This is a genomic window from Qipengyuania proteolytica, assembly GCF_019711565.1.
GTDB lineage: Bacteria > Pseudomonadota > Alphaproteobacteria > Sphingomonadales > Sphingomonadaceae > Qipengyuania > Qipengyuania proteolytica.
In genome coordinates this window covers 64,829-90,090 of the sequence record NZ_JAIGNN010000003.1, presented here as the reverse complement: position 1 = coordinate 90,090, position 25,262 = coordinate 64,829, and the positions used below count along the sequence as shown (strand labels likewise).

The following is a 25,262-nucleotide window of genomic DNA, read 5'->3' as shown; positions in this document are numbered from 1 at the left end:
TCGCCTTCCTGGGCAGCGTGTTCTCGCCCTATTACAAGAAGAGCGGGCGGCCCGATCCGCTCGACCATTCGGCGCTCAACGTCGCGCTCTACGGCCCGCGAGCACGCTGGTGCATGACCGAGCGCGGACGTGCGGCGGTCGAGCGCGATGCCGACACTTTGGCGATCGGGCCGAGTTCCGTACGCTGGACCGGCGATGCGCTAGAGATCGCCATCGAGGAGCGCGACAAGCGGCTCGGCATCCCCTGGCAAAGGCGCGTGCGCGGAACGGTGCGAGTGATCCCCGAGGCGCTCAACCCGACCGCTTTCGCACTCGATCCGCAAGGTCGCCACCGCTGGCATTGCCTTGCGCCGCGGGCGCGGGTCGAGGTGGCGATGGACCAGCCCGGCCTGAGCTGGAGCGGGAGCGGCTATCTCGACTCCAACTTCGGCAGCGAGTCGCTCGAAGAGGGCTTCCGCGTCTGGCACTGGTCGCGCGCGCATACCGCCAAAGGTGGCGTGGTGAGCTATGAAGGGATTCGCCGAGACGGGTCGCCCTTCGCCAGCGCGCTGCGCTTCGCGAGCGACGGCACGCCGCGGCAGGCGGAACTGCCGATGGTCGCGCCCTTGCCGAATACGCTGTGGCAAATGGAGCGCAAGACGCGCGCCGATCGCGGCCATGCGGGCGTGATCCGGACCTGGGAAGACGCGCCCTTCTATGCGCGCTCGACGCTGCATTCGCGGCTCTTCGGCGAGGATGTGGTCGCGGTGCAGGAAAGCCTCGATCTCGACCGTTTCGCCTCACCGATCGTCCAGTTCATGCTCCCCTACCGCATGCCCCGCATCGCGTGAGGACTGGTCTTTCGCTGCCTTGTCCTTCGCGATCTCGCGGTTGACCGACCACAGCTGGTAAAAGCCGAAACCGAGCGCGACGATCGCGGTAAAAACGATCTCGACCCAGCCGAAGTGCTCTGAAAACTGGTCCATGCTCAAGCTCCCTCCGCATGCAGGATAGCATGCTCCTCGGCGACGCGCAGGATGAGCGCCGTGGCAAGGTCGGGCCGCTCCTCATGCGCGAGGTGGCCGAGGCCTTCGAACCGCTCGAAACGGCAAGCGGGCAGCAGGGTGCAAGCCTCTTCCGCGGAGTCGATCGGCACCGCATTGTCGCGCGTACCATGCGCCAGCAGCACCGGCGCGGCGATCGACGGCAGGCGCTCCTTGAGCGTCTCGAGATCCCAGCTCGCCATCATCGCGAGTGCGCCGGCGCAATGCTCGCTATTGCCGAGCAGCGTCGCATAGCAACGCAGGCCCTCGGCATCGATCTGCGAGTTGGTGGCGCGCGGGATGAACCGCGCCACCTCGCCGGAACTGCGCGCAATGCGGGCGAAGATCGAGGGCACGAAGGGATTGACGAACAGCACCTTGGCGAGCGCGGGGAACAGTCGCGCGGCGAGGCCGGGGAAGGGCATGAGCGCCGCGCTCAGGCCGACCACCGGTGTGCCGCTGGTGCGCGCAAGCTCCAGCGCAACCGCTGCACCGGCCGAATGGCCCACGATGATCGCCGGGCTGAGCGCAAGCTGTTCGAGCAAGGCCTCGACCGCTGCAGCAATGCGCGGCAGCGTCGGCCCGCTGCGCACGCGCCCCTTGGTAAAGCCGTGGCCGGGCAGGTCGGGCGCGACGACGGTGAAATGCTCCGCGAGCGATCCAAGCATCCCGCGCCAGCTATGCGCCGAAGCGCCGGTCCCGTGGAGCAGGAGCAGCACAGGCCCTGTGCCCTCGACCTGCACATGCCAACGGAGACCCGCGGCTTCGACGAAACGGCTCGCCTCGCGATGCGGCCAGTCGCGGCCTTCGCGATCCCAGCGCAGCGCGCTCATGCGGCTTGCGGTGCGGGGCGGGCCGCCTCGACCGCGCGTTGCAGTGCGGTGGCATCGGCCATGGGTAGGGGCAGGTAGCGCGCCTGCATGGTCCGCGCGAGCGCCTCGGCTTCGGGTCGGGGGCGGGGAGCGATGTCGACCACCAGCGCGGCGAACCCGATCCGCGCGACCGCGCTAGCCGCCGCTTCGGCATCCTCGCGCGCCTGCCCCCGGCCCGGCGTGCCGTCGCCTGCGATATTGGCGCTGCCGTCGGTGAGGAAGACGAGGAAGGGCGTGGTGCCGCGCGTGGCGATGGTCTCGGCAAGCTTGCGCGCGGTGGTGATCCCCGTCGCCAACGGAGTGCCCCCGCCGCCGGGCAGTTCGGCCAGTGCCCGCCGTGCGCGGGTGAGCGAGCGCGTCGGCGGCAGCAGCAGCTCTGCCCCGGTCCCGCGAAACGCGACCAGCGCCACCTCGCTGCGGGTGACATAGGTCTGCGCGAGCATCAGCTCGACCGCGCCCTTGGCTTCGGCCAGCCGCGCCATGGCAGCCGAGCCCGAGGCATCGACCGCGAAGATCGTGACAGCCGCCGCGCGCTCCTCGAACCGGCGGATGCGCAGGTCGGACTTGCGGATCAGCAGGCCTTCGGGCGGATCGTCACCATGCTCGCGCCGCCGGAGCGGTTGCCAGGGCACCGCCGCGCGCAGCGTGTCGATCAGCGCTAGCCGTGCCCCGCCGCGCGGCATGCCGGGCCGCGCGCCGAGCGGTTTGCCGCGCAGCTTCGATTTCGCCTTCTTGCCGCCACCGCTCCCACGCGCCGTGCGCCGTGCAGCCCCCTCGGCAAGCCGCGCCAGCAGGTCGGGCGGGATGGCCGCGAGGGCGGCTTCGAGGACCGTGTCTTCGGCCTGCCGCATTTCGCTGTCACCGGCCCCGCCTTCGCTGGAATTCTCTTGTGTGCTCTCGTCTCGCTGGTCCTCCGGTTCCTCCTGCGGCGGCAGCCGGGTCGCTCGGGGGGCGAGGACGAGTCCCGCGGCAATTTGAAGGTCCTGTTCCTCGACATTGGTGCGCCCTTGCAGCGCCGCATGAGCGCGCGCGGCGACCAGCGCAAACAGCAGCGCGCGGACCGAGGATATGCCGAGCAGTTCGGCCGTTGCGGCCAGCGCGGTCAGCGCCTCGCCATCGGCGGGCTCGACCCGGGCGATCGGAACCGGTTTCCGTTTGGGCGCAGCTCTGATCTCGCGCACGTTCGACAGGTCACAATGAAAGGCCACCCGCTCGACCAGCGAGGGTGGTGGGCCTTCCTCGCCACTCACGCTGTCGTCGAGCAGGACCAGTCCGAAGCCGCGCTCGCCATCCATCGCCTGCGCCAGCCTGCCGGAGATTGCCGTAAGCAGCCGCTCGGCCATCGGCACGAGCAGCACCCCGCCGCGCGCCTCTTCGAGCAGGCCGGTCTGACGGATGGTTCGCCCCGAAGCGAGGCTGGCCGCGATATCCACCCCGCCGAGCAGGCGCTCGTCATCGATGTGCGCGGGCAGGCGGCGCACGGGCAGCCGCGCCTTGAGCCGCTCGACCAGCGCATCGCGCGCCGGGCCCGCGCCGCGCAAGACCAGTCCGCCCAGCGCATCCGGGGCCAGCATGAACAGCTCCAGCGCGAGCGCGGCGTCGCCGAAGCGGTCCGCTCCGGCCGGGTCGCTCACCCGAACAGCTCGGCGATGGCGCGGTCGATGCGGACGGTCGATCCGGTCTCGTCGAGGACGTCGCGGCGCAGCCGATGGCGGAGCGCCATGGGCGCGACCGCGATCATATGCTCGCGCGTAACCGCTCTCGCGCCTTTGAGCGCCGCCAGCGCCCGCGCGGCGCGCATAAGCGTGAGTTCGCCGCGCAGGCCGTCCGCGCCGACCGCGCGGCAGAGCCCGGCCATGTCGGCCATCGCCTCGTCCGGCACGGTCAGCGTGGCGAGCTTCTTCTGGCCGCGCGCGATCTGCTTGAGGACCTTTTCGTCCTCGGCTTTCCAGTCAGCGGCAAAGCCTTCGGGATCGGCTTCCTGCGCGGCGCAGCGGCGCATGATCTCGACGCGCTGGTCGATTGCCTCGGGCGTGCGGACCTCGACCGAAAGGCCGAACCGGTCGAGCAACTGGGGCCGCAGTTCGCCTTCTTCGGGGTTGCCGCTCCCGATCAGTACGAATTGCGCCCGGTGGCGGACCGACAGCCCCTCGCGTTCGACGAGGTTCTCGCCCGAAGCAGCGACGTCGAGCAGCAGGTCGACGAGGTGGTCCTCGAGCAGATTGATCTCGTCGATATAGAGGAAGCCGCGATGGGCCTTCGCCAGCAGGCCGGGCTCGAACGCCTTCTCGCCCGCGCGCAGCGCCCGCTCGAGATCGAGCGCGCCGAGCACACGGTCCTCGGTCGCGCCCAGCGGCAGGTCGACGAAGGGGACCGCGGCCTTGCGGTTGCGGCCCGACGTGCAGGGATCGGGGCAGCTGCCGCGCTCGTCCGGTTTGCAGTGGTAGCGACAGTCCTCAACCGTCGTCATCGGAGGCAGCAGGCCGGCGAGCGCGCGGGCCGCGGTCGACTTGCCAGTGCCCCGGTCGCCGAACACCATCACTCCGCCAATGGCGGGATCGACCGCGGCGACCAGCAGCGCCTGCTTCATCTCGTCCTGTCCGACGATCGCCGAGAAGGGGAACCGGGCCATGTGTCAACCAGTCTGGACGCGTCGCGGCGTCAGGACAAGCAGAAAGCGGCTAAGGCTCTCGTTTGTCTGCCAGAACCCGTTTCTTCACCGCCCACATGGCGAGCCAGACCGCGACGACCGTAGGGATGACGAGCCATCCGACGATCGCCTTGGAACTGGCGGGAAGCGCGCCGTCGGGCAGGCCGTCCAGGAACATCTTCACGAGACCGAGCAGGTAATAGCTCAGCGCGACCACCGACAGGCCTTCTACCAGTTGCTGCAGCCGCACCTGCATCGAGATGCTGCGATCCATCGAATGGAGCAGGTCGGCATTCTGGTTCTCGATCCGCGTGTCGATCCGGGCGCGCAGCAGCGAGGACAATTGTTCGGCACGGATCGCCAGTTCGCGCACCCTCTCGGTCGTGGCGACACAGGTGTTCATTGCCGGGCGGAAGCGCCGCTGGGTGAAATCGTCGAGCGAGGCGAAACCCTGGATCGGCTGGGCATCGAGCTGGTCGAGCCGTTCCTCGACCAGTTGCGCATAGGCCTTGGTCGCATCCATGCGGAAGCCGATCGCGGTGGAGATCCCGGCGAGGTCGAGCGACAGGTCGGACAGCGCATCGAGCAAGGCGTCGTCACGCTCGGTGCTGTGCGCGACCCGGTCCGACAGGTCGCGCAGCCGCCGCTCGGCCTCGTCCAGCCGGGGCCAGCATTCGCGCGCCACCGGCAGGCCGAGCAGGGCGCGGTTGCGGTAATTGCCGAGTTCCTGCAGGCGCTGCAGCGTGCGGGTGAGATCGCGCGTGTCGGTGCCGTTGGCGGCAACCAGCAGGCGCCCGAAGCCGTCGTTGCGGATGCGGAAATCCGACCACATGCGCAGCGTCCCGCCGCCGACCTGGCTGGAGACGAGTTCGTCGCGATTCCAGTCGGTCAGGCCCATGATCCGCAAGGCTTCGGCATCATCGCGCGCGACCCAGATGCGCGTCGCGCGGACGATGTCGCCCGGCAGGTCCTGTGCCCAGGCGAGCGCGGCCTCCAGATCGGGGTGGGCATGCGGGTCGAGGAAGGTCTCCTCGCCGGCGTCGGAGAGGAAAAAGGCAAGGCTGCTGCCCTCGCTGTGCCGCTCCCACGAAAAGCGCAGGCCTTCGGCGAGGCTGCCCGAGCGGTGCGAGGGGTTCTGGCGCGAATCGAGCGCAATGGCCCGCGCCTCGATCGCCTGCTCCGCCCTGCTCACCACCTCTTCGCTTCCGGCGAGCACCCACTGCACGATCAGGCAGGGCACCGGCACCGGCGGCCAGCGGCGCAGGTGCATCTCCGCGACCGCGCGTTGCCTCAGCTCGTGGTTCTGCATTCGGGCCTCCCGTCGTTCGAGGGAAGTTGATGCGCGGTCTTATGGGTAAAATTGCAGCGCTGCACAACAAGTCCGCGCCCGACCTATTAAGCGGACTGCAAGTCATCGCGTGCGAAAAGGCGATTTTCTTTCACAAACAGGTGTCTTGGGCAGTTCTTGCTGCTAGAGGCCCTGTTGGACGGACGGGGTTTCAACGTGAAGCGGATTCTGGGATCATTGGCGTGCGCCGCCGCGGCTTGCGGCGTGCCTGTCGGCGCGCAGGATATCGCGGGCGATCTGCCGCGCGTCGGGGAAGCCACCGACCTGCCCGAAGCCGATGTCGATCCGCTGGCGGTCGATTTCTCCAGCGACCCGATCCTGGCGCTGGCCGATACCGCGGCCGACCCGGAGCAGTTCCGCCGCATCGTGGCGTCTTCGCTGCAGGCCAACGCCTCGCGGCGCGAGGCCGACGCGCGGGTCGACCTGGCCGAAGCGCAGGTCGACGAGGCGCAGGCCGGGAACATCCCGACCGTCGATCTCGGCATCACCTCCTACAAGACCATTGCGCGCGATTTCGGCAACGACCCGTTCAACCTGCTCGAACGGTCGCGTCCGCGCGAACGCACCGACGCGACCGCCGGGGTCGAATACACGGTGTTCGACTGGGGCGCCGTCAACGGCGTCATCCTCGCGTCGCAAGCGCGGCTCCGCGCCGCCGGATACGAGCGTGATGCGGCGGTGACCGGGCTGGTCAACGATGTCGTGACCAGCTGGTACAGCGTCTTCGCCTACCAGTCGCTGGTGCGCCTCGCCGAGGGTTACCTCGCGGCGCAGGACGGGATCGACGAAGCGCTCGACAAGCGTGTCGCGCAGGGCATCTCCGCCCCCGCCGACATGGCTCGCGCCGCTTCGCTCAGGGCCGATGGCGAAATCCGCCTCGCGCAGTTCCAGCGCCGGCTGGCCTCGTCCGAGGCACGGTTCCGCGAGCTGACCGGGGTCACTCCCCCGCCGCTCCTGCAGCGCCCGCCGCTGTTGGAGGAGGGCCGCATCAGCCGCGACTATGCGGTCATGGCGGCGAGCGACACGCCCGAGGTCAAGGGCGCCGAGGCGCTCGCACAAGCCGCGCGGATCGAAGTGCGCAATTCCTGGGCGCGCCAGGCACCCAAGCTGACCGCGCGGGTGGACGCCGGTCGTTACGGCCTGCTCGAGGGCGAGGAAGATTACGACGTCCGTGGCAGTCTCAACCTGCGCTATCGCCTGTTCGGCGGCGCGCTCGCGCGCGACGCGCAGGCGCGGGCCCGCGCGGCGGCAGCCGAAGCCACCGCCGACCGCATCCAGCAGGAGGCGGAGCGCGATGCCGCCGTGACCTGGGCCGACGTACAGGCGCTCGAACGCCAGCTGGTCGCGCTTGAGGCGTCGTACAAATCCGCCCGCCAGACTCGCGACGTCGTTTTTCGGCGCTTTTCCTCGCTCCGCGGCACGCTATTCGATGTCGCCGACGCGCAGAGTGCCTATCTTGCCGCCTCGATCGCCTATATCGAGGGCCTGACCCAGCTCGACGCCTCGCGCTATATCCTGCTGGCGCGCACGGGGCGGTTGCTGGAGCAATTCGAAATGGAGGAGGGGCTGTGAGCGAAGAAGCGCTCGTCGGCATGCCGCCGAAGCGGCTGGCGGACTGGCTGGTGGAGCCGATCCGCGCCAATTGGCGGACCTATTCCAAGGTTGCCATTGCGGCGACGCTGATCAACATCTTCGGCCTGGTCACCGCGCTGTTCACGATGACCGTTTACGACCGTGTCATCCCCAACAGCGCCTATACCTCCCTCTGGGCGCTGTCGATCGGCCTTGCGATCATCGTTGTCGCCGATTTCGCGCTCAAGCTGCTGCGCGCCTATTTCGTCGACCATGCCGGCATGAATATCGACAAGGACATCGGCGAAACGGTGTTCGAGCGGCTGATCGAGATGCGTCTCGAACTGCGCAAGGGTTCTACCGGGCAGCTGACCGGCCTGATGCGCGAACTGGAAACGCTGCGCGATTTCTTCGCTTCGGCGACGCTTGCCGCGGTGGTCGACGTGCCGTTCATCTTCATCACGCTGATCGTCGTCGCGCTGATCGGCGGCTGGGTGGTGCTGGTGCCCGCGCTGATGGTGCCGCTGGTGGTGCTGGTCGGCATGGCGGTCCACCCCACGCAGCAGCGGCTGGCCGCCAAGGCGATGGACGAGGGCCTGCTCAAGCAGTCCGTGCTGGTCGAGACGATCGGCAGCATCGAGGCGGTCAAGACCGCCGGCGCGCGGCGCCTGTTCGAAGACCGGTGGGAGCGGGCGCTCGACAGCCACGCGCACACCTCGCTGCGGCAGCGGCTGATCTCCAGCATCGGGACCACTTTCGCGACTTCGGCCGGGACCATTTCCTATGCCGGCGTGGTCATTGTCGGCGTGTTCTCGATCGCCGACAATCGCCTGACGATGGGCGGGCTGATCGCCTGTTCGATCCTCGCCGGGCGCGCCATCGCGCCCCTCGCGCAGATTTCGCAACTGGTCGCGCGGATGACCGCGACGCGCACCGCCTATCGTCAGATACGCGCGCTGATGGACCGTCCGCCCGAGGGGCCGGGGGCCGATGCCATCGTGATCGACCGCACGCGCGGCGAAATCGAGCTGCGCAACGTGACCTTCCAGTATCCCGGCGCGGCGACCAAGGCGCTCGACGGGGTCAGCCTGACGATCCGTCCGGGCGAGCATGTGGCGCTGCTGGGCCGTGTCGGGTCGGGCAAGTCGACCCTCGCGCGCATGATCCTCGGCCTCTATCCGCCGCAGGACGGCATGGTGCTGTTCGACGGGATCGACATCGCCCAGCTCGACCCCAATTCGCTGCGCCGTTCGGTCGGCTCGGTGTTGCAGGAGCCTGCGCTTTTCTCGGGCACCATCCGCGAGAATATCTCGCTCGGCCGCGAAACGGTCGACGACGAGGAAATGCTGCGCGCCTCGCGCCTGTCGGGCACGGACCTGTTCGCCAGCCGCATCCCGCGCGGCTACGATTTGCGCCTGGTCGATCGCGGCGAGGGGCTTTCGGGCGGCCAGCGCCAGTCGATCGCCATCGCCCGCGCACTCGCCGGGCGGCCGCCGGTGCTGGTCATGGACGAGCCGTCGAGCGCGATGGATGCGCAGACCGAAGCCGACCTGATCGGGCGGCTGAAGGACGAGCTGACCGACCGTACGCTGGTCGTGGTGACCCATCGCCAGCCCCTGCTGGCACTGGTGGACCGCATCATCCTTGTCGATGACGGCAAGATCCGCGCCGACGGCCCGCGCGACGCCGTGCTCGCCAAGCTGGCCGAAGGCGCCAGTGGCCGGGTGACGACGACGGCCGTGCAGGGAGGCAAAGGCAAATGAGCGCGCGCCAGGACGCCCCCGAAATGCCGGAAGACCAGCAGCCCGAACCCATGCCGATGCCGATGCCCGTGCCGGAGGAGGAAACCCGGCTCGAACGCATCATCGAAGGCCTCGAGCCACGCCGCGTATCGCGCTGGCTGTTCTGGGGCATCGTCGGCTTCTTCGTGATCTTCTTCGTCTGGGCCTCGCTGGCGGAAATCGACCGCACGGTGCACGGGCAGGGCCGGGTCATTTCGAGCAGCGAGTTGCAAATCGTCTCCAGCCTCGAAGGCGGCGTGGTCGAAGAAATCTTCGTCACCACCGGCCAGAAGGTCGAAGCGCTCGACCCGCTGCTGCGGCTCGACCCGACCGAGACCGGATCGACGCTGGGCAGCACCAGCGCGACCGCGGGCGCGCTCGAGATGAAGGTCGCGCGGCTCGAGGCCGAAGTGGCCGGACGCAGCCCGCGCTTCCCCGCCCCGGCGGATGAAGAGGCAGCGCGCCAGCGTACCATCGAACAGGCGCTATATTCCTCGCGCCAGGCCAATCTCCAGAGTGCGCTCGAAGGCTCGCGTGCTGCGCTGGCGCGCGCGCGCCAGCAGGTGACCGAGGCCGAACGGCAAGCCGACTCGGTTTCCAGCCGGGCCGCCGCCGCGCGCTCCGAAGCCGACCTGCTGCGGCCGCTGGTGGAACAGGGCATCGAACCGCGGCTCTCGCTGGTCCGCGCCGAAAGCCAGGCGACCAGCGCCGAGGCGGAGCTTGCCGGGGCACGCGCCGCGATCGGCCGGGCGCAGGCGCAGGTGATCGAGGCGCAGGCCAATCTCGACCGGACGCTGCGCGACTGGCGCGCACAGGCGGGAAGCGAGCTCGCCGTGGCGCAGGCGGAACTGGGTTCGCGGTCGGCCGCGCTGCCCGCTCTGCAGGAACGGCTCGAGCGCACCACCTTGCGGGCGCCGGTCACGGGTACGGTCAACCGCGTGCTTGTGAATACGCGCGGCAGTGCGGTGGGATCGGGCCAGGCGCTGGTCGAGATCGCGCCGACCGACGACGCCCTGCTGGTCGAGGTCCGCATCCGCCCGCAGGATATCGGCACGGTGCGCATCGGGCAGGACGCGAAGGTCGGGATCACCGCCTTCGACCAGACGATCTACGGCAGTCTCGATGGCAAGGTGGTCACCATCTCGCCCGACTCGATCGTCGATGAGCGGACCGGCGACATCTACTACCTCGTCCGCGTGCGGACCGAGGCGGATGTGATCGCGCTGAAGGATCGCGACCTCGAGATCGGCAACGGCATGATCGCCGACGTCAGCCTGCTGGGCGACAAGCGCACGGTGCTGCAATACATCCTCACTCCGCTGCGCCGCTTCAGCGACCGGGCTTTCCGCGAGTAGCTTGCTCAGCCGCCGTTCAAATCCCCTGCTCCAGCAGTCTTGCGCTGGACGGATTGGGACGCGAGAAGGATGGCGATGACACAGGCGATACTCGGTGCGATGCTGTTGGCGGCAACGGGATGTGCCGGGACACAGACGGGAGAGGTTGCGTTGGCCGACAAGGCGCAGTGCGCGATCGAGGGCAAGGAACTCGACGGACTGTCGCACGCGGCGATCTGTGCTGCCGCGCGCGAAGGGTTCGAAGCGGCAGGCGGCGATCCGGCGACGCCGATCCGGCTGCGCGTCCTATCCGCCTATAGCCTGGAAGGTGCCGCGCTGCACGGTTCGGGCGAACCGGCGGTCGAACTGACCTTCGATGTGATGGACGCAGGCCTGACCGAAGACATGGTCCGGGGCTTCGGCCGCGACCTTGCCAACCAGCTTGCCCGCACCGCCGAGGGCAACCAGTAGCGGCGTGACGGCACCGAGGCTCAGCATTTTCGCGCGTCTGCCGGTTCCGGGGAAGGCGAAGACTCGGCTCATCCCCGCGCTCGGTGCAGAGGGCGCAGCACGGCTCTATGCGCGGCTGCTCGCCCGGACGGTCGAGGAAGCCAAGGCGAGCGGGCTCGATTTCGAACTGCGCGTGACGGGCGGCGAGATCGCGGCCTTCCACGCGCTGTTCGGTACCGACGTTGCGGTGGTCCATCAGGGCGATGGCGATCTCGGCGCGCGCATGGCGCGGGTCGAAGGGCCGGCGCTGATCATCGGCAGCGATTGCCCGAGCATGAGCGCGGCCTTGTTGAAGGCCGCGGCTGGCGCACTTGACGACCGCTCGGTCGTGATCGGACCGGCGATCGATGGCGGGTATTACCTGATCGGATTCAGCGAGCCGCTGCCGTGGCTGTTCGACGACATGGAATGGAGCACCTCGACGGTCTTTGAAGAAACCCTGAAGCGGCTGGCGGCGCACCGGCTGGGGCCGGCGGTCCTGCCCGAACTGTCGGACATCGATACGCCCGAAGACCTCGCGCAATGGCCCGAGTTGCAATGAGCGTTAGCATCGTGGTCCCGGTCCTCGACGAGGAAGCGGCGCTGCCCGCGCTGATCGCGCATCTGGCCGCGCTCGAACCGCAAGCCGCCGAAATCCTGCTGGTCGACGGCGGCAGCGGGGATTCGACCGTGTCGCTTGCCGAAGCGGCGGGTTGGCGCGTGCTCGCCAGCGAGCGGGGCCGGGCGCTGCAGGTCAATCATGGAGTCGCGCAGGCGACGGGCGATCTCGTGTGCATCGTCCACGCCGATACGCTGCCACCCAAGGACATGGTCGGGGTGATCGAGGCGACGCTGGCCGACACGCGGGTTGCGCTCGCCAGCTTCACGCCGCTCATCAAGGGGCCGCACAAGACCCGCTGGTTCACCACGGCGCACAACTGGATCAAGACCTGGTACGCCCCGCTCATCACCCGGCCGCACCTGTTCGTCCGCGGCGTGCGCCTGCTGTTCGGCGACCATGCGATGTTCTTCCGGAAGGCCGATTTCCTCAAGGTCGGCGGCTGCACCCCCGGCGATGCGGTGATGGAAGAGGCGGACCTGTGCGTGAAATTCGCGCGGCTGGGCCGGATCCGCATGGTGCCACGCTGGGCGGTGACCTCGGATCGCCGGATCGCCGCCTGGGGGCCGCTCAAGGCTAACTGGATCTACTTCAAGGTCGGCATGCTCTGGGCCTTCGGCCTGCGCGACCGGATGGCGAAGCACTATCCCGACGTGCGCTAGGCTGCAGGCAGGAAGCCGACCGCGATGCAATGCTCGATCAGCCGGCGGATATAGGCTTCGCCGGTATCGGGGCAGGCGAGACCGGTGACCTCGCGAAAGGCGCTATCGTCGAAATGCGGATCGCGCTGAAAATAGCTCGCATAGAGGCCAGCGATGCGGTTGAAGAGCCGCCGTTCGAGCGCGGGCAGGGTGGCGGGATCGAAATCCTCGGGTTGAACCAGTTGTGGCTCGTGAAAATGCGGGAATTCGCCGATGGCGCCGGTGAAATGCTCGACTGGCAAAGGCTGGCCGGAAACCAGATGAAACGTGCCACCTGCCGCTGTGTCCATCCGCTCGGCCAGCGCGACGATTCCCGCCGCCACATGGTCGATCGGCACGAAATCGAGCGTCGCGCCCGCACGCGCGGGCATGTGCCGGACGCGGCCTTCGGCGATCAGCTTGAACGCGGCATAGGTCGTGTCGAACTGGCGGATTGCGCCGGTGGCGTATTCGCCGACGACGATCGAGGGCCGCGCTACCGCCCAGCGCAGCCCACTCGCCCGCACCTTCCGCTCACCCGCCGCCTTGCTCGCTTCATAGCCATTGGCGAAGCCGCTGTCGGGCAACGGCTCGTCCTCGCGGATCGCGCCGTCGCGCTGGCCACAGACATAGGCGGTCGAGACGTGCAGAAAGTCCATCCCGTCCGCTTCGGCCAACGCCAGCGCGTTGGATGTGCCTTCGACATTCACTAGCTGGTAATCGGCCTCGTCCAGATCGAAGCGTACCGTCGCAGCGCAATGGATCAGCAGGTCGTGGGCCTCGGCGACCCTGCCAGCGAGCTCGTTATCCCACCCGAATTGCGGCTTGGACACATCGCCTTGCAGAGCCTTTGCCGGGACGAGCCTGCCGTCATTTGCGAGCACATCCGGATTGCGATGCACCAGCGCCGTCACGCGGTGCCCCGCCTTCACCAGCCGCGCGCAGACCTCGCCCCCGACCAGACCGGCGGCACCCGTAACCAGTATGCTCGCGATGACGAATGCCCCTCAACAATAGCGCGGGTTGCGAAGTGGTTCGCTTCCTAGGCGATTTGGGTTACGGGACAAGCGATGAAATTCACCCATGACGTGATCGTGATCGGCGGCGGGGCCGCAGGGCTGACCGCTGCCGGAGGCTGTGCGCTGTTCGGCCTCGAGGTGGCGCTGATCGAAGGCCACAAGATGGGCGGCGAGTGCCTCAACAACGGCTGCGTGCCGTCGAAGGCGCTGCTCACCGCGGCCAAACGTGCAGCCGAGGCGCGCGAGGAGAAGCGGTTCGGCGTAACGCTGGCCGCGCCGCAGGTCGACTGGTCGGGTGTGCACCAGCATATCCGCGATGCCATCGCCGGGATCGAGCACCATGATTCCAAGGAAACCTTCGAGGAGATGGGCTGCGAGGTGTTCCTCGATCATGCCCGCATCACCGGCAGGCAGACGGTGGAGGTTGGCGGACGCACGCTGCGCGCGCCGCGGATCGTGATCGCAACCGGGTCCGAGCCCCTCGTGCCGCCGATCCCCGGTCTGGACGGCGTGCCCTACCTGACTAACGAGAACCTATTCGACCTGACCGAACAGCCCGGCCACCTCGTCATCATCGGCGGCGGGGTAATCGGCATGGAAATGGCGCAGGCGTTCCGCCGCCTTGGCAGCGAAGTCACCGTCATCGAGCCCGACAGGCCGATGGGGCGGGATGATCCGGAGTCGGTCGACGTAGTGATCGACGTCATGAAATCCGAAGAGGTCCGCTTCATCACGGGCAAGGCCGAGAAGGTCGAAGCCGATGGCGACAAGGTCCACGTCTACACCGATGGCGGCGAATGCGTCACCGGAACGCACCTGCTGATCGCGGTAGGTCGCAAGGCGCGGGTGTCCGGCTTCGGCGCCGAAGAGATCGGCATCGCCACGGGCCGCAACGGCTTCGCCACCGACGCGCGCCGCCGGACCTCGGTCAAGGGCATCTACGCTATCGGCGATTGCCGCGAGGGGCCGCGGCTGACGCATGTGTCGGGCTATGAGGGGTCGAACGTCGCGCTGGAGATCGTCACCGGCCTGCCGACCAAGGTCGATTTCACCGCGCTCCCGTGGGTCACCTATACCGAGCCCGAAGTCGCGCAGATCGGTCTGACCGAAGCCGAGGCACGCGACAAGCATGGCGACGCCGTGACCGTCGTGAAGGAGGAATTCTCCGAGAACGAGCGCGCCGTTGCGGAAGGCTACACCAAGGGTCACATGAAGATGGTGCTCAAGGGCAAGAAGGTCCTCGGCGTCAGCATCGTCGGGAAGAACGCGGGCGAATTGCTGCTGCCGTTCACCCAGACGATCAGTGGCAAGAGCAGCACCTTCGCGCTCGGCAGTGCGATCATCAGCTATCCGACCCGCAGCGAAATCTCGAAGGCCGCCGCCTTCAGCGCGTGGGAGCCGACCGTCTTCGGTAGCCTGCCGAAAAAATATGCCGGCCTCGTCGCGAAGATTCGCCGGACCTTCGCCTGATGGCGATGCGCAGCAAGAGCCGCACTGCGCCTGCGGGGCCGTCGCCTTTCGCGGTCGAAGCGGCTGCCTTGCCGACCGAAAAGTTTGCCGACCCGCAGGTCACCGCCAAGGGCGAACCGCGCGCGCATGTTGCCCTGACCCGGCTCGACACGCTGTGGCTCAACACCGGGACGCTGTGCAATCTCGCCTGTGCGACCTGCTACATCGAGAGCAGCCCGACCAATGACGCGCTGCTCTATCTGCGCGCGGCCGATGCGATGCGCTTTCTCGACGAGGCGCAGGCGATGGGTACCCGCGAAATCGGTTTCACCGGCGGCGAGCCGTTCATGAATCCGGACATGCTCGGAATGCTGGAAGATGCCCTCGCGCGCGGGTTCGAAGCGCTGGTGCTGACCAATGCGATGAAGCCGATGCGCCGCCATGAAACGGCACTGCTTGCCCTGCGCGAGCGGCACGGCGACCGGCTGACCCTGCGCGTCAGCCTCGACCATCACACGAAGGCGGTGCATGAAGGCGAGCGCGGTGCCCGCAGCTGGGAGCCCGCGCTGGACGGATTGCGCTGGCTGTCGGCCAGCGGCTTTTCCATCGCCGTCGCCGGGCGGCTTCTGCCGGGGGAAGGCGAAGCAGAGGCGCGCGCAGCCTATGCCGAGCTGTTCGAGCGCGAAGGCATTGCAATCGATGCGTCGAACCCCGCGCGTCTCGTCCTTTTCCCCGAGATGGACGCCGACAAGGATATTGCCGAGATCACGACCGCCTGCTGGGACATCCTCGGCAAGTCGCCTGCCGATATCATGTGCGCCAGCAGCCGCATGGTCGTCCACCGCAAGGGGCAGCCCGGACCGCGTATCGTCGCCTGCACGCTCATCCCCTACGATCCCGGGTTCGATCTGGGCGAGACACTGTCGGGTGCTGCGCGGGAGATTGCACTCAACCACCCCCACTGCGCGCGTTTCTGTGTGCTGGGCGGAGCGAGCTGTTCAGCCTGACGGGCGGTTGCCCGGGAAGGATTGTCGCGCCCGTTCGTTGCCGGGACATGTTCTTCGCAGAAACCTGGCTCGATATCGCCGCCCGCGGCGTGGTCCTCACGACACTGGCGCTCGTCTGGATCGTCCTGCTAATCCGGATCGTAGGGCTCAGATCGCTGTCCAAGATGACGAATTTCGATTTCGTCATGACGGTCGCGCTGGGCTCGCTGCTTGCGGGTGCCAGCCAGGCGAGCGAATGGACGGGCTTCGCTCAGATCATGGTGGCGATTGTCGCGCTCTTCCTGCTTCAGGTGACGGCTGCCTTGCTGCGGCGCAAATCGGAGGCCGCCCAAAGCGCGATGGAAAACAAGCCCGTTTTCCTGATGCGCGACGGGGTGATCGACGAAAAGGCGCTCGCCCGGACCCGCGTCGCGCACAGTGATCTCATCGCCAAGCTGCGCGAAGCCAATGCGCTGCATTTCGACGAGGTGCGCGCGGTCGTTCTCGAAGCGACCGGCGACGTCTCGGTGCTGCACGGGGAGCGGCTGGATCCGCGCGTGGTGGAAGACGTCGAGAGTGCCTAGGCCGAGGCGTCGAGCCGCTTGGCGAACGCCACCCCGGCGGTGATCAGGAACGGTACCAGCACGAGGCTGAGCGCCACCTTGGCCAGCACCTGGCCGATCAGCAGATTGGTGATGTCGAACAGCCCGTAGAATGCGAGCGTAACGAAAATCACCGAATCGATCGCCTGGCTGAGCGCGCTGGCGATCGCCCCGCGTACCATCAGCGAGACAGTGCCCCCTTCGGCACTTCCCCTCAGGCGCGAGAAGATCCAGACGTTGAGCAGGAGCGAAACGAGATAGGCCGCCGGGCCCGCCATCCACACGCGCCACAAGGTCGCATGCACCCGTTCGAATGCGGCCAGATCGTCGCCCCGGAACTCGACCATTTCGGTAGAGGCAGGAAGGTTAAGCACCAGCTGCATGAGCAGGGACGCGATCAGCAGCGGGACGAAACCCCACCACACGATGCGCTTCGCCAGTTTCTCTCCGTAAAGTTGCGCGATCGTGCTGGAGATGACCACCAGCAGCAGGAAGGCGAAGATGCCGGCTTCGACGGCGAGGTCCGTCGGGTACAACTGCACTTGCTTGTACGCGAGCACGCCCGCCAGCACCGTCATCCCGCCATAGAGCAGCGTATAGACGAACAGGCCGCGCGGCATGGCGGCCGCCGCAAGGCGGGTTTCATTGGCGATGGCGTCCGACATGCGGTTTCCTTGCAGGTTGTTCAAAGGCTGGTGCTGACTGGGCCGCGAAAATTGACTAAGCGCCCGCCACGCGCAAGACAGCGCCTGATTTCATCCGCAACTTGTCCCGCCACGAACGGGGTCGCGCTAATCCGGGGGACCGAACCGCATGCCGCCAATACTGATCAATATCGTCGGCATTCTGGCGATCCTGCTGATCGCCTTCCTCCTTTCTGTGGGCAAGAAGCGCATCAAGCTGCGGATCGTCGGGGCTGCCTTTGCCTTGCAAGCGCTGATGGCGTTCCTCGTGCTCGGCACCAGCGGGGGCAGGGCGGTGATCCAGGGCATGGCGAACGGCGTCGCGGCGCTGCTCTCCTATGCCGACCAGGGCACGCAATTCCTGTTCGGACCGAACGAGACCAACCCGCTGGCCAACACCTTCGCGCTGGGCGCGTTGCCGGTGATCATCTTCTTCGCCGCGCTGGTTTCGATCCTCTACCACCTCGGCATCATGCAGCGCGTGGTGCGCTGGGTCGGCGGGGCGATCGGCTTGGTGACCGGGATCAGCAAGGTCGAGAGCCTCGGCGCGGCGGCGAATATTTTCGTCGGCCAGTCCGAAAGCCCGCTGGTCGTGCGCCCCTATCTCGCTGCGCTCGCGCCCTCGCGCCTGTTCACGCTGATGAGCGTCGGCATGGCCGGTGTCGCGGGCACGATCCTGGCGGCCTATGCGGGCCTGCTCGGCAACGATTACCTGCCGTTCCTGCTCGCCGCGGCCTTCATGTCGGCGCCGGGTGGCATCCTGATGGCGAAGATCATCATGCCCGACGAAGGCGAGGCTTCTCCCGAGGCGGAAGGCGAGCTGGCCCTCCCGAAAACCCGTATCAGCGGCGACGGGCCGGCAGCGATCACCGAAGGCGACAAGCCGCACGAGGTCGAGGTGGCCGAGACCTTCGAGGAGGGACACAAGCCCGCCAATGTGATCGAGGCTGCGGCGCAGGGCGCGCAGACCGGCGTCAAGCTGGCCGTGGCGGTGGGGGCGATGGTGCTGGCCTTCGTCGCGCTGGTGGCGCTCGCCAACGGCCTGCTCGGCTGGGTCGGCGGGCTGTTCGGCTATGGCGAGCTGAGCTTCCAGATGTTGCTTGGCTGGGTCTTCGCTCCGGTCATGTACCTCATCGGCATTCCGTGGGAGCAGGCAGGCGCGGCGGGCGGATTGTTCGGCACCAAGATCGTGCTCAACGAATTCGTTGCCTTCATCGATCTCGGTGCGATGGATGCCTCTGCGCTATCGGAACGTAGCCGCGCCATCATCACCTTCGCGCTGTGCGGCTTCGCCAATTTCAGCTCGATCGCAATCCAGATGGCGGTGACCGGCGGCCTTGCGCCCAACCAGCGTCCCGTGATCGCGCGGCTCGGGCTGAGGGCGCTCGCCGCCGGCAGCCTAGCCAATCTGATGAGCGCCGCACTGGCGGGCCTCTTCCTCCCGTATTAAAGGGCGCGTCCATGACCGAATCGAAATCCGAAATCGCGGTTGTGTCGCTGGCACAGCCGCTCGAGAGCATTGCCGACGAACTGGGCCGCAGCTTCGAGGAATATGGCTTTGCCGTTATCCGCGACCACGGCATCCCGCAGGACCTCATCGACCGCGCGGAGGCGATGTCGAAAGCCTTCTTCGCGCTGCCCGACGAAACCAAGCGTGCCTACCATATCCCCGGTGGCGGTGGAGCGCGCGGCTACACCCCCTTCGGCACGGAAAAGGCCAAGGACGCCAAGGTCCACGACCTCAAGGAATTCTGGCACGTCGGGCGCGAACTGCCTGCGGGTCACGACCTCGCGCAATATATGGCCGACAATGTCTGGCCGACGGAAGTCGAGGGCTTTCGCGAGACCTTCACCGAGCTTTACTCTGCCTTCGAGGAAGCCGGTGGCCGCGTGCTCGAAGGCATCGCGTTGCACTTGGGCCTGGAGCGCGACTTCTTCGCCGCAACGGTCGAGGACGGCAATTCGGTGATGCGCCTGCTGCGCTACCCGCCGCTCGAGGGGGCCGAGGCCGAAGGCGCGATCCGCGCCGCTGCGCATGGTGACATCAACACGATCACCTTGCTGCTGGGTGCTGAAGAGGCGGGTCTCGAGCTCCTGACCGCACAGGGTGAGTGGCTCGCCATCGATCCGCCGGAAGGCGCGCTGGTGGTCAATATCGGCGACATGCTCGACCGGCTGACCAACGGGCAGCTGCGCTCGACGACCCACCGTGTGGTCAATCCGCGGGGCGAGGCGGCTTACCGCGCGCGCTATTCGATGCCGTTCTTCCTGCACTTCCGCCCGGATTACGTCATCGAAACGCTGCCCCAATGCATCGATCCGGAGCATCCGGACGATCACCCGGCTACCATCTCGAGCCACGAGTTCCTGTTGCAGCGCCTGCGCGAGATCAATCTGGCCTGATCGTGCTGCAGCGCAGCATCATTGGTGTGGCAAAGTTGCAAAGCGGGACTATTTTTTAAAAAGTTGCCGTTTTGCAACACATGCAAGACACTGAGATTGTTATCGTTTTCTGATGTCTTGATGCACTGCGTCGCGGCGACGCCACGGTTGTCTTGACTCTGTCACAAAACCTCCGCTTGGCGGCAACGTACCCGGAATAACCGGGCGCAGCTTCTCCCAAGCACAGATTCATTCGGACACGTTAAGGGGTCTCCTCTCATGAAGTTCAAATATCTCCTGGCTGCTTCCGTAGTCAGCACAGCCAGCGCAATGGTTGCCGCTCCGGCCGCCGCGCAGTCGACCGGCTCGGTCGATTTCGAAGACGATGTGATCATCGTCAGCGGCGCCCGCGAAACCGGTGTCGGCGGCGTCGAAATCCCCGACACGCCCAAGGCGAAGCAGGTCCTCGACGAGGAAATCATCCGCCGCCAGCGTCCCGGCCAGACGGTCAACGACATCGTCAACCTCGTCCCGGGCGTCAGCTTCCAGAACAACGACCCCTGGGGCTCGTCGGGCGGTACCTTCACCATCCGCGGCTTCTCCTCGGATCGCATCTCGCAGACCCTCGACGGCCTGCCGCTGAACGATTCGGGCAACTACGCGCTCTACACCAACCAGCAGGTCGACCCCGAAGTGCTGGAGCAGGTCAACGTCAACCTCGGCGTGACCGACGTCGACAGCCCGACCGCTTCGGCCGTCGGTGGCACGATCAACATCCGCACCCGTGAGCCGAGCGACGACTTCGGCATCACCGCGACCCTGTCGGTCGGTGACACTTTCCCGAGCGGAGACGATTCGGGCCGTTCGCGCCTCTACATGCGCGGCTTCGGCATGATCGACACCGGTGACATCACCGGCTTCGGTACGAAGGCGTTCTTCTCGGCCAGCTACACGCGCTACAACAACCCGTTCAACAACTACGGTCGGGTCGACAAGCAGCAGTACAACGGTCGCATCTGGCAGGACATCGGCGACAATGGCGACTTCGTCTCCGTGTCGGGTCACTACAACCAGAACCGCAACAACTTCTTCGGTTCGTTCGCCCTCGACGCGTTCCCGCAGACCAAGGCCGACCGTTTCTACACGGTGCAGAATGCCGACGGCGACATCGATTTCCCCTGCACGCTGCCCGAAGGCACGCTGTTCGGCGGCGGTGGCGTCAACGGCGTTTCGGAGCGTTACAGCGACTCCGGTTCGACCGGCGACTGCGGCGCGACCTTCGACCGTCGTTACAACCCGTCGAACACCGGCAACATCCGCGGCGCATCGCGCTTCACCTTTGCCGACAACCTGGTCCTGACGGTCGATCCGAGCTACCAGTACGTCAAGGCCAATGGCGGTGGCGTGGAAGATCTTCGTGAAGGCTTCCGCAACGTCGGCGGCGTGGACTACACCGGCTTCATCGGCGGCGGCTACTACTTCGGCCGCGACCTCAACGGCGACGGCGACCTGCTCGACAGCATCGCCGGTACCGATCCGAGCCACACCGAAACCAACCGTTTCGGCGTGATTGCGTCGCTCGCTTACGAGATCAGCCCGGAACACCGCGTCCGTCTCGCCTACACGTGGGACCGTGCGCGTCACCGCCAGACCGGTTCGACGACCTTCCTGCTGCCGAACGGCGAGCCGGCCGACGTCTTCCCGATCAACGATCCGCTGGAAACCTCGGACGGCTTCGTGCTCAACAAGCGCGACCGCCTGTCCTATGCGATCCTGAACCAGATCTCGGGTGAATATCGCGGTGAATTCGGTGCGCTGACGGCCGTCCTCGGCTTGCGTGCGCCGTTCTTCAAGCGCGAGCTGAACCAGAACTGCTTCACCACCACGCCGGACGCCGGCCGCGGCTTCATCGACTGCCTGGGCGACCAGGATACGACGGCCTATGAAGCAGCCAACCCCGACTACGCGCTGCCGCAGTCGCGTACCTACAAGTACGACAAGCTGCTGCCGAACGTGGGCTTCACCTATGCCCTCGGCGATGCGTCGATCTTCGGCAACTATGCCAAGGGCCTCTCGGTCCCCGGTACCGACCCGCTTTATGCGTCGCTGTACTTCCCGGCCGACACCGCGGGCGTGCAGCCGGCACCGGAAACGACCGACAGCTTCGACCTCGGTCTGCGCTGGCAGTCGGGCAACATCCAGGCCCAGCTGGCCGGTTACTACACTATGTACGACAACCGCCTGGCGACCGCTTACGATCCGGAACAGGATACGGTGATCTTCCGTAACCTCGGCCGGGTCGATAAGTACGGCCTCGACGCCTCGATCTCGTGGCGCCCGACCAACAACGCCCTGCTGTACGTCTTCGGCTCGATCACCGAATCGGAGATCAAGGAAAACCTGCTCGCCGGCACCTGCTCGGAAGACCAGGCTGAAGACGGCGTGTACGGTTGCCAGAACGAAGGCGACGACGCCTTCTTCCAGCTCGCCGGCAAGAACGAGAGCGGCGCACCGACCTGGTCGGTGGGTGCTCGCGGCCAGCTCACGTTCGGCGACTTCGAGTTCGGCGCCCAGGTGAAGCACACCGGCAAGCGCTATGTGAACGACGAAAACCTGCCGATCCTCCGGTACGTGGATGGTGACGATTTGGATACGTTCCCCGACCAGTACGTCGAAATCTACGGCGCGACTGCCAAGGGCTACACCACGGTGGACCTCGACGTGCGCTGGACCTTCGCCGAGAACCCGTTCGGCAAGGACGTTGCGCTTCAGCTGAACGTGACCAACCTCTTCGACGAACTCTACGTCGGCGGTTTCGGCGGGTCGCTCGACCAGCTGCAGACCCCGTTCGTGCAGATCGGCCCGCCGCGCGCGGCGTCGCTCTCGCTGATCTTCGGCTACTAAGCTGACAAAGGCATCGGGGCGCGAACCCCGGGCCGATGCAAACTAGGGGGCGGCTTCCTGCGGGAGGCCGCCCTTTTTGCTGGGGGGGCGGAGACTAGGCCGCCTGCAGCAGCTCTTCGGCGAGCTTGCGGCGGACCTCGGGGGTCACGCCGGATTTAAGGGCCCGTTCCAACGCGGCGGCCCTGGTGCCCAGTTCCTCCTCGCCGAACATCCCCGCCGTGCCGGCCAGCTTGTGGACCGTGCGGGCCAGTTCCTCCACCGCAGTGCCGTCGAGTGTGCCTCCGCGGATCGCTTCGGAGACGGCCTCGATCGCTTCGCTGCGCCGCAGCTGCCACCGCTCGTCGAGTTCGGCTTGCCGCACCTGCGTAGCTCCTTGGGACGGTGCGGGAGAAGGCATCGGACTTTCGTCGGATGCGACGATGCGCATGGGTAGCCAGCGCGCCAGGGCTGCGGCGAGATCCTCGAACACCAGCGGCTTCGCAAGATGCGCCTGCATCCCCGCTTCGCGCGCGGCGGCGACATCCTCGGGATAGGCATTGGCGGTGAGCGCCACGATCGGCAGCGCGTTGGCCGAGATCCCGTCGGCGCGGATCGCGCGGGTCGCCGCATAGCCATCACAGCCCGGCATCTGGATATCCATCAGCACGAGGTCGAATGGCGCGCCGGCGTAATGTGCCTCGCAGGCCATCTCGATCGCGGCGACGCCGTCCTCGGCGATCGCGACATCTTGCCCGAGGTCCTCGAGCATGGCGGTGACGAGCATCCGGTTGATGTCGTGGTCCTCTGCCAGGAGGATGCGGCCGCGGCGCGGAGGCGCACGATCTACCGCGCGCCGCCGATTGCCGCTCGCCTTGCGCCGGTCTTCCACTTCCAGCACCGGCAGACGCAGGGTGAAGCGCGAACCGACGCCGGGCATGGAGTCGACCGAGAGCGTGCCGCCGAGCAGCTCGGCAAGCTGGCGCGAGATGCTGAGTCCGAGCCCGGTGCCGCCGAAGCGCCGCGTCGTCTCGCCTTCGGCTTGGACGAAGGGATCGAAGATATGGTCGAGCCGGGCCCCGTCGATGCCGATGCCGGTGTCCTCGACCGAGATCGCGAGACGCGAATCTTCCCGCATGACGACCACCTCGATGCCGCCGCTCTCGGTGAATTTGACGGCATTGCCGATCAGGTTGAGCAGGACCTGTCGCAGCCGGAGCGGATCGCTGGCGACGAGCGGCGGGATGTCGTCTTCGATCCGGCAGGTGAGCGCAATTCCCTTGCGCTCCGCCTGGGCAAGGTGAAGCTCGACGCAATCCGCCGCGAGTTCGCCGATGGCGACAGGCTCGCTCGTGACCTTGAGCTGGCCCGATTCAATCTTCGAAATGTCGAGAATGTCGTTGAGCAGCATCATCATGGAGCGTCCCGAGCGCTCGATCAGCTCGGCGTAGCGTCCGGCTTCGCCACCCAGCTCCATACGCTGCAGCAGCTCGGCAAACCCGAGCACTCCGTTCATCGGCGTACGGATTTCGTGGCTCATATTGGCGAGGAACTGCGCCTTGGCCCGGGCCGCGTTCTCCGCATGGTGCATCGCCTGCTTCAGTCGGCGCTCGAGGATGACGCGGGCGGTTACGTCGCGGGCCGAAACGACGATGCCTTCGTGTTCGCCCGTCTCGACGTTCTGGGCGACTGCGCAGTCGGCTTCGATATAAATCGCCTCGCCGCTCTCATCGTCGAGATAGCGGCGATAGGTCAGCCGCTCTTTGAGCGCCACGCCGGAATTGAGGCGGCGTTCCACCTCGACGATCGCTTCGGAGGTTTCCGGATGGAGCCGATCGGCGATCGGTCGCCCGATGAACTCATCGGGCGGCATGCCGAGCACGGCAGTGGTCGAGGGAGAGGCATAGGTGCAGATACCCTGCGGATCGACGCGCAGGATGGCATCGGTAAGGTTTTCCGCAAGCAGGGCCAGTTCCGCCTTCTGCCGGACGAGCTTGTCTGCGATGCGCTCGCGGGTGGCCAGGATGGCGGAGATCGGCAGCCCGACGACGAGGGCGGAAGCGAGAAAGGCCTCGAGGACGAGCAATTGCGTCGTCGTCGAATAGGCCACGAGATTGATCGGACCGAGCCCCAGCTCGGTACAGACCAGCGCGATGATTGCGACCTTGATCGTCGAAAAAGCCGTCCCGAGGCTCCCGAGCCGGAACGCATGGGCGACGACGACCGGCGGAATGAGGAACAGCAGCGGATAGGCCGTCTGCGTGAAGACGGCCAGCGTCGCGCCGGTTCCGCCTGCCGTGAGCAGGGTCCATTCCGTGACCTCCCGCCGCGTCGGTCGGCGGCGCGCGCGCCAGGCGTCGATGGCGATCATGACACTGGGGGCGAGGACCAGCATGCTGAGCGCGTCCGACGTAACCCACTGCGCGAACAGGGCGAGCATTCCGAGACCGGGTTGATGGAGCGCGATGACGGCGATGATACCCGAGGCGATCGGTCCGCAAATCGCGGCGGCTACGACGAATTTCGTGAGGTCCGAAGTGTCCTCCATCAGCGGCTCGCCTTCGCACCATCGCCGTGCAAGCGCCACCGCGAGCGCGATTTCGGTCGTGTTCGCCAAGGCCAGCAGGAGCGCTTGCACCGGTGCATCGCCGGCTGCGATGTTTGCCGCAATATTGCCGGCCGCCATCGCGATGAGGGCGATCCCTTGACCCTGAACGCGGAAGCGGAGCAGCAGGCCGACGGCAATGGCATTCGGCAGCCAGACGGCCGCGATGCGCCCGCCGCTGCGGGTCAGCTCGATGCTGAACAGGGCGAGCACGAAAAAGCCGAGGCCCGCGGCAAGGCACACGATGGCCAGTCTCATGCCGCTGGCACCCGCTCCCGAGGTCTGTGCC

Annotated in this window: 21 protein-coding genes; 13 read left to right on the top strand and 8 right to left on the bottom strand. The window is 66.9% G+C overall.

Annotation, left to right across the window (positions count from 1 at the left end; genetic code table 11):
- Nucleotides 1-17: 17 nt before the first annotated feature.
- Nucleotides 18-830, top strand: coding sequence for a hydroxyneurosporene dehydrogenase (locus tag K3172_RS14550; protein ID WP_345725674.1), 813 nt, complete (start codon nucleotides 18-20; stop codon nucleotides 828-830).
- Here K3172_RS14550 and K3172_RS14545 read toward each other — a convergent pair.
- From K3172_RS14545 to K3172_RS14525, 5 genes are read right to left on the bottom strand one after another with little or no spacing between them, the layout of a single operon-like run.
- Entirely contained in the window at nucleotides 780-965 is a 186-nt protein-coding gene (locus K3172_RS14545; protein ID WP_221591336.1) for a hypothetical protein, read from the bottom strand. The genes K3172_RS14550 and K3172_RS14545 overlap by 51 nt on opposite strands.
- A 2-nt stretch (nucleotides 966-967) precedes the next feature.
- Nucleotides 968-1,855, bottom strand: a complete 888-nt coding sequence (gene bchO, locus K3172_RS14540) for an alpha/beta fold hydrolase BchO (protein ID WP_221591333.1) — start codon at nucleotides 1,853-1,855, stop codon at nucleotides 968-970.
- A complete protein-coding gene (locus tag K3172_RS14535) occupies nucleotides 1,852-3,528 on the bottom strand; it encodes a magnesium chelatase subunit D (protein ID WP_345725673.1) in 1,677 nt (558 codons plus the stop codon). Before K3172_RS14535 ends, bchO begins: the two co-directional genes overlap by 4 nt.
- Nucleotides 3,525-4,526 (bottom strand): magnesium chelatase ATPase subunit I, encoded by a 1,002-nt coding sequence (bchI, locus tag K3172_RS14530; protein WP_221591331.1) that lies wholly within the window; start codon nucleotides 4,524-4,526, stop codon nucleotides 3,525-3,527. Before bchI ends, K3172_RS14535 begins: the two co-directional genes overlap by 4 nt.
- Before the next feature lie 49 nt (nucleotides 4,527-4,575).
- The gene (locus tag K3172_RS14525; RefSeq protein ID WP_221591329.1) at nucleotides 4,576-5,853 is read right to left on the bottom strand and encodes a DUF3422 domain-containing protein; all 1,278 of its coding nucleotides are present in this window, start codon (nucleotides 5,851-5,853) and stop codon (nucleotides 4,576-4,578) included.
- Nucleotides 5,854-6,048: 195 nt separating this feature from the next.
- Between K3172_RS14525 and K3172_RS14520 the strand changes: the two genes are divergently transcribed.
- The 6 genes from K3172_RS14520 (at nucleotide 6,049) to K3172_RS14495 (ending at nucleotide 12,349) form a co-directional block, all read left to right on the top strand.
- Entirely contained in the window at nucleotides 6,049-7,464 is a 1,416-nt protein-coding gene (locus K3172_RS14520; protein WP_221591328.1) for a TolC family protein, read from the top strand.
- Entirely contained in the window at nucleotides 7,461-9,227 is a 1,767-nt protein-coding gene (locus K3172_RS14515; RefSeq protein WP_345725672.1) for a type I secretion system permease/ATPase, read from the top strand. Before K3172_RS14520 ends, K3172_RS14515 begins: the two co-directional genes overlap by 4 nt.
- On the top strand, nucleotides 9,224-10,600 hold the full coding sequence (locus K3172_RS14510) for an HlyD family type I secretion periplasmic adaptor subunit (RefSeq protein ID WP_247718256.1): 1,377 nt from the start codon (nucleotides 9,224-9,226) through the stop codon (nucleotides 10,598-10,600). Before K3172_RS14515 ends, K3172_RS14510 begins: the two co-directional genes overlap by 4 nt.
- Nucleotides 10,601-10,675: 75 nt before the next feature.
- Nucleotides 10,676-11,050, top strand: a complete 375-nt coding sequence (locus K3172_RS14505; protein WP_221591326.1) for a hypothetical protein — start codon at nucleotides 10,676-10,678, stop codon at nucleotides 11,048-11,050.
- 4 nt (nucleotides 11,051-11,054) lie between these two features.
- Nucleotides 11,055-11,630 carry a TIGR04282 family arsenosugar biosynthesis glycosyltransferase gene (locus K3172_RS14500; protein ID WP_221591324.1) on the top strand — a complete coding sequence of 192 codons (576 nt, stop codon included), beginning with the start codon at nucleotides 11,055-11,057 and terminating at the stop codon, nucleotides 11,628-11,630.
- Nucleotides 11,627-12,349 (top strand): glycosyltransferase, encoded by a 723-nt coding sequence (locus tag K3172_RS14495; protein WP_221591322.1) that lies wholly within the window; start codon nucleotides 11,627-11,629, stop codon nucleotides 12,347-12,349. Before K3172_RS14500 ends, K3172_RS14495 begins: the two co-directional genes overlap by 4 nt.
- On the opposite strand, the gene K3172_RS14490 is transcribed toward K3172_RS14495, so the two are convergent.
- Nucleotides 12,346-13,350: an SDR family oxidoreductase gene (locus K3172_RS14490; protein ID WP_282098642.1), complete on the bottom strand. Its 1,005-nt coding sequence runs from the start codon at nucleotides 13,348-13,350 to the stop codon at nucleotides 12,346-12,348. The two genes, K3172_RS14495 and K3172_RS14490, sit on opposite strands and share 4 nt — an antisense overlap.
- A gap of 87 nt (nucleotides 13,351-13,437) precedes the next feature.
- On the opposite strand from K3172_RS14490, the gene K3172_RS14485 reads away from it, so the two are divergent.
- The 3 genes from K3172_RS14485 to K3172_RS14475 are packed head-to-tail and all read left to right on the top strand — an operon-like array spanning nucleotide 13,438 to nucleotide 16,405.
- Entirely contained in the window at nucleotides 13,438-14,856 is a 1,419-nt protein-coding gene (locus tag K3172_RS14485) for a dihydrolipoyl dehydrogenase family protein (RefSeq protein WP_221591320.1), read from the top strand.
- On the top strand, nucleotides 14,856-15,842 hold the full coding sequence (locus K3172_RS14480; protein ID WP_221591318.1) for a radical SAM protein: 987 nt from the start codon (nucleotides 14,856-14,858) through the stop codon (nucleotides 15,840-15,842). The genes K3172_RS14485 and K3172_RS14480 overlap by 1 nt, the downstream gene beginning before the upstream one ends.
- Before the next feature lie 47 nt (nucleotides 15,843-15,889).
- Nucleotides 15,890-16,405: a DUF421 domain-containing protein gene (locus K3172_RS14475; RefSeq protein ID WP_221591317.1), complete on the top strand. Its 516-nt coding sequence runs from the start codon at nucleotides 15,890-15,892 to the stop codon at nucleotides 16,403-16,405.
- Here the strand turns inward: K3172_RS14475 and K3172_RS14470 are convergent.
- Nucleotides 16,402-17,088: a queuosine precursor transporter gene (locus K3172_RS14470; RefSeq protein WP_221591315.1), complete on the bottom strand. Its 687-nt coding sequence runs from the start codon at nucleotides 17,086-17,088 to the stop codon at nucleotides 16,402-16,404. The two genes, K3172_RS14475 and K3172_RS14470, sit on opposite strands and share 4 nt — an antisense overlap.
- A gap of 148 nt (nucleotides 17,089-17,236) precedes the next feature.
- On the opposite strand from K3172_RS14470, the gene K3172_RS14465 reads away from it, so the two are divergent.
- From K3172_RS14465 to K3172_RS14455, 3 genes are all read left to right on the top strand, one after another.
- Nucleotides 17,237-18,556, top strand: a complete 1,320-nt coding sequence (locus tag K3172_RS14465; protein WP_221591313.1) for a NupC/NupG family nucleoside CNT transporter — start codon at nucleotides 17,237-17,239, stop codon at nucleotides 18,554-18,556.
- Between the two features lie 11 nt (nucleotides 18,557-18,567).
- Nucleotides 18,568-19,509: an isopenicillin N synthase family dioxygenase gene (locus K3172_RS14460; protein WP_221591312.1), complete on the top strand. Its 942-nt coding sequence runs from the start codon at nucleotides 18,568-18,570 to the stop codon at nucleotides 19,507-19,509.
- 258 nt (nucleotides 19,510-19,767) lie between these two features.
- Nucleotides 19,768-22,392 carry a TonB-dependent receptor gene (locus tag K3172_RS14455; protein WP_221591311.1) on the top strand — a complete coding sequence of 875 codons (2,625 nt, stop codon included), beginning with the start codon at nucleotides 19,768-19,770 and terminating at the stop codon, nucleotides 22,390-22,392.
- Nucleotides 22,393-22,486: 94 nt separating this feature from the next.
- Here the strand turns inward: K3172_RS14455 and K3172_RS14450 are convergent, their stop codons facing one another.
- Nucleotides 22,487-25,231 carry an ATP-binding protein gene (locus K3172_RS14450; RefSeq protein WP_221591310.1) on the bottom strand — a complete coding sequence of 915 codons (2,745 nt, stop codon included), beginning with the start codon at nucleotides 25,229-25,231 and terminating at the stop codon, nucleotides 22,487-22,489.
- Nucleotides 25,232-25,262: the final 31 nt, after the last annotated feature.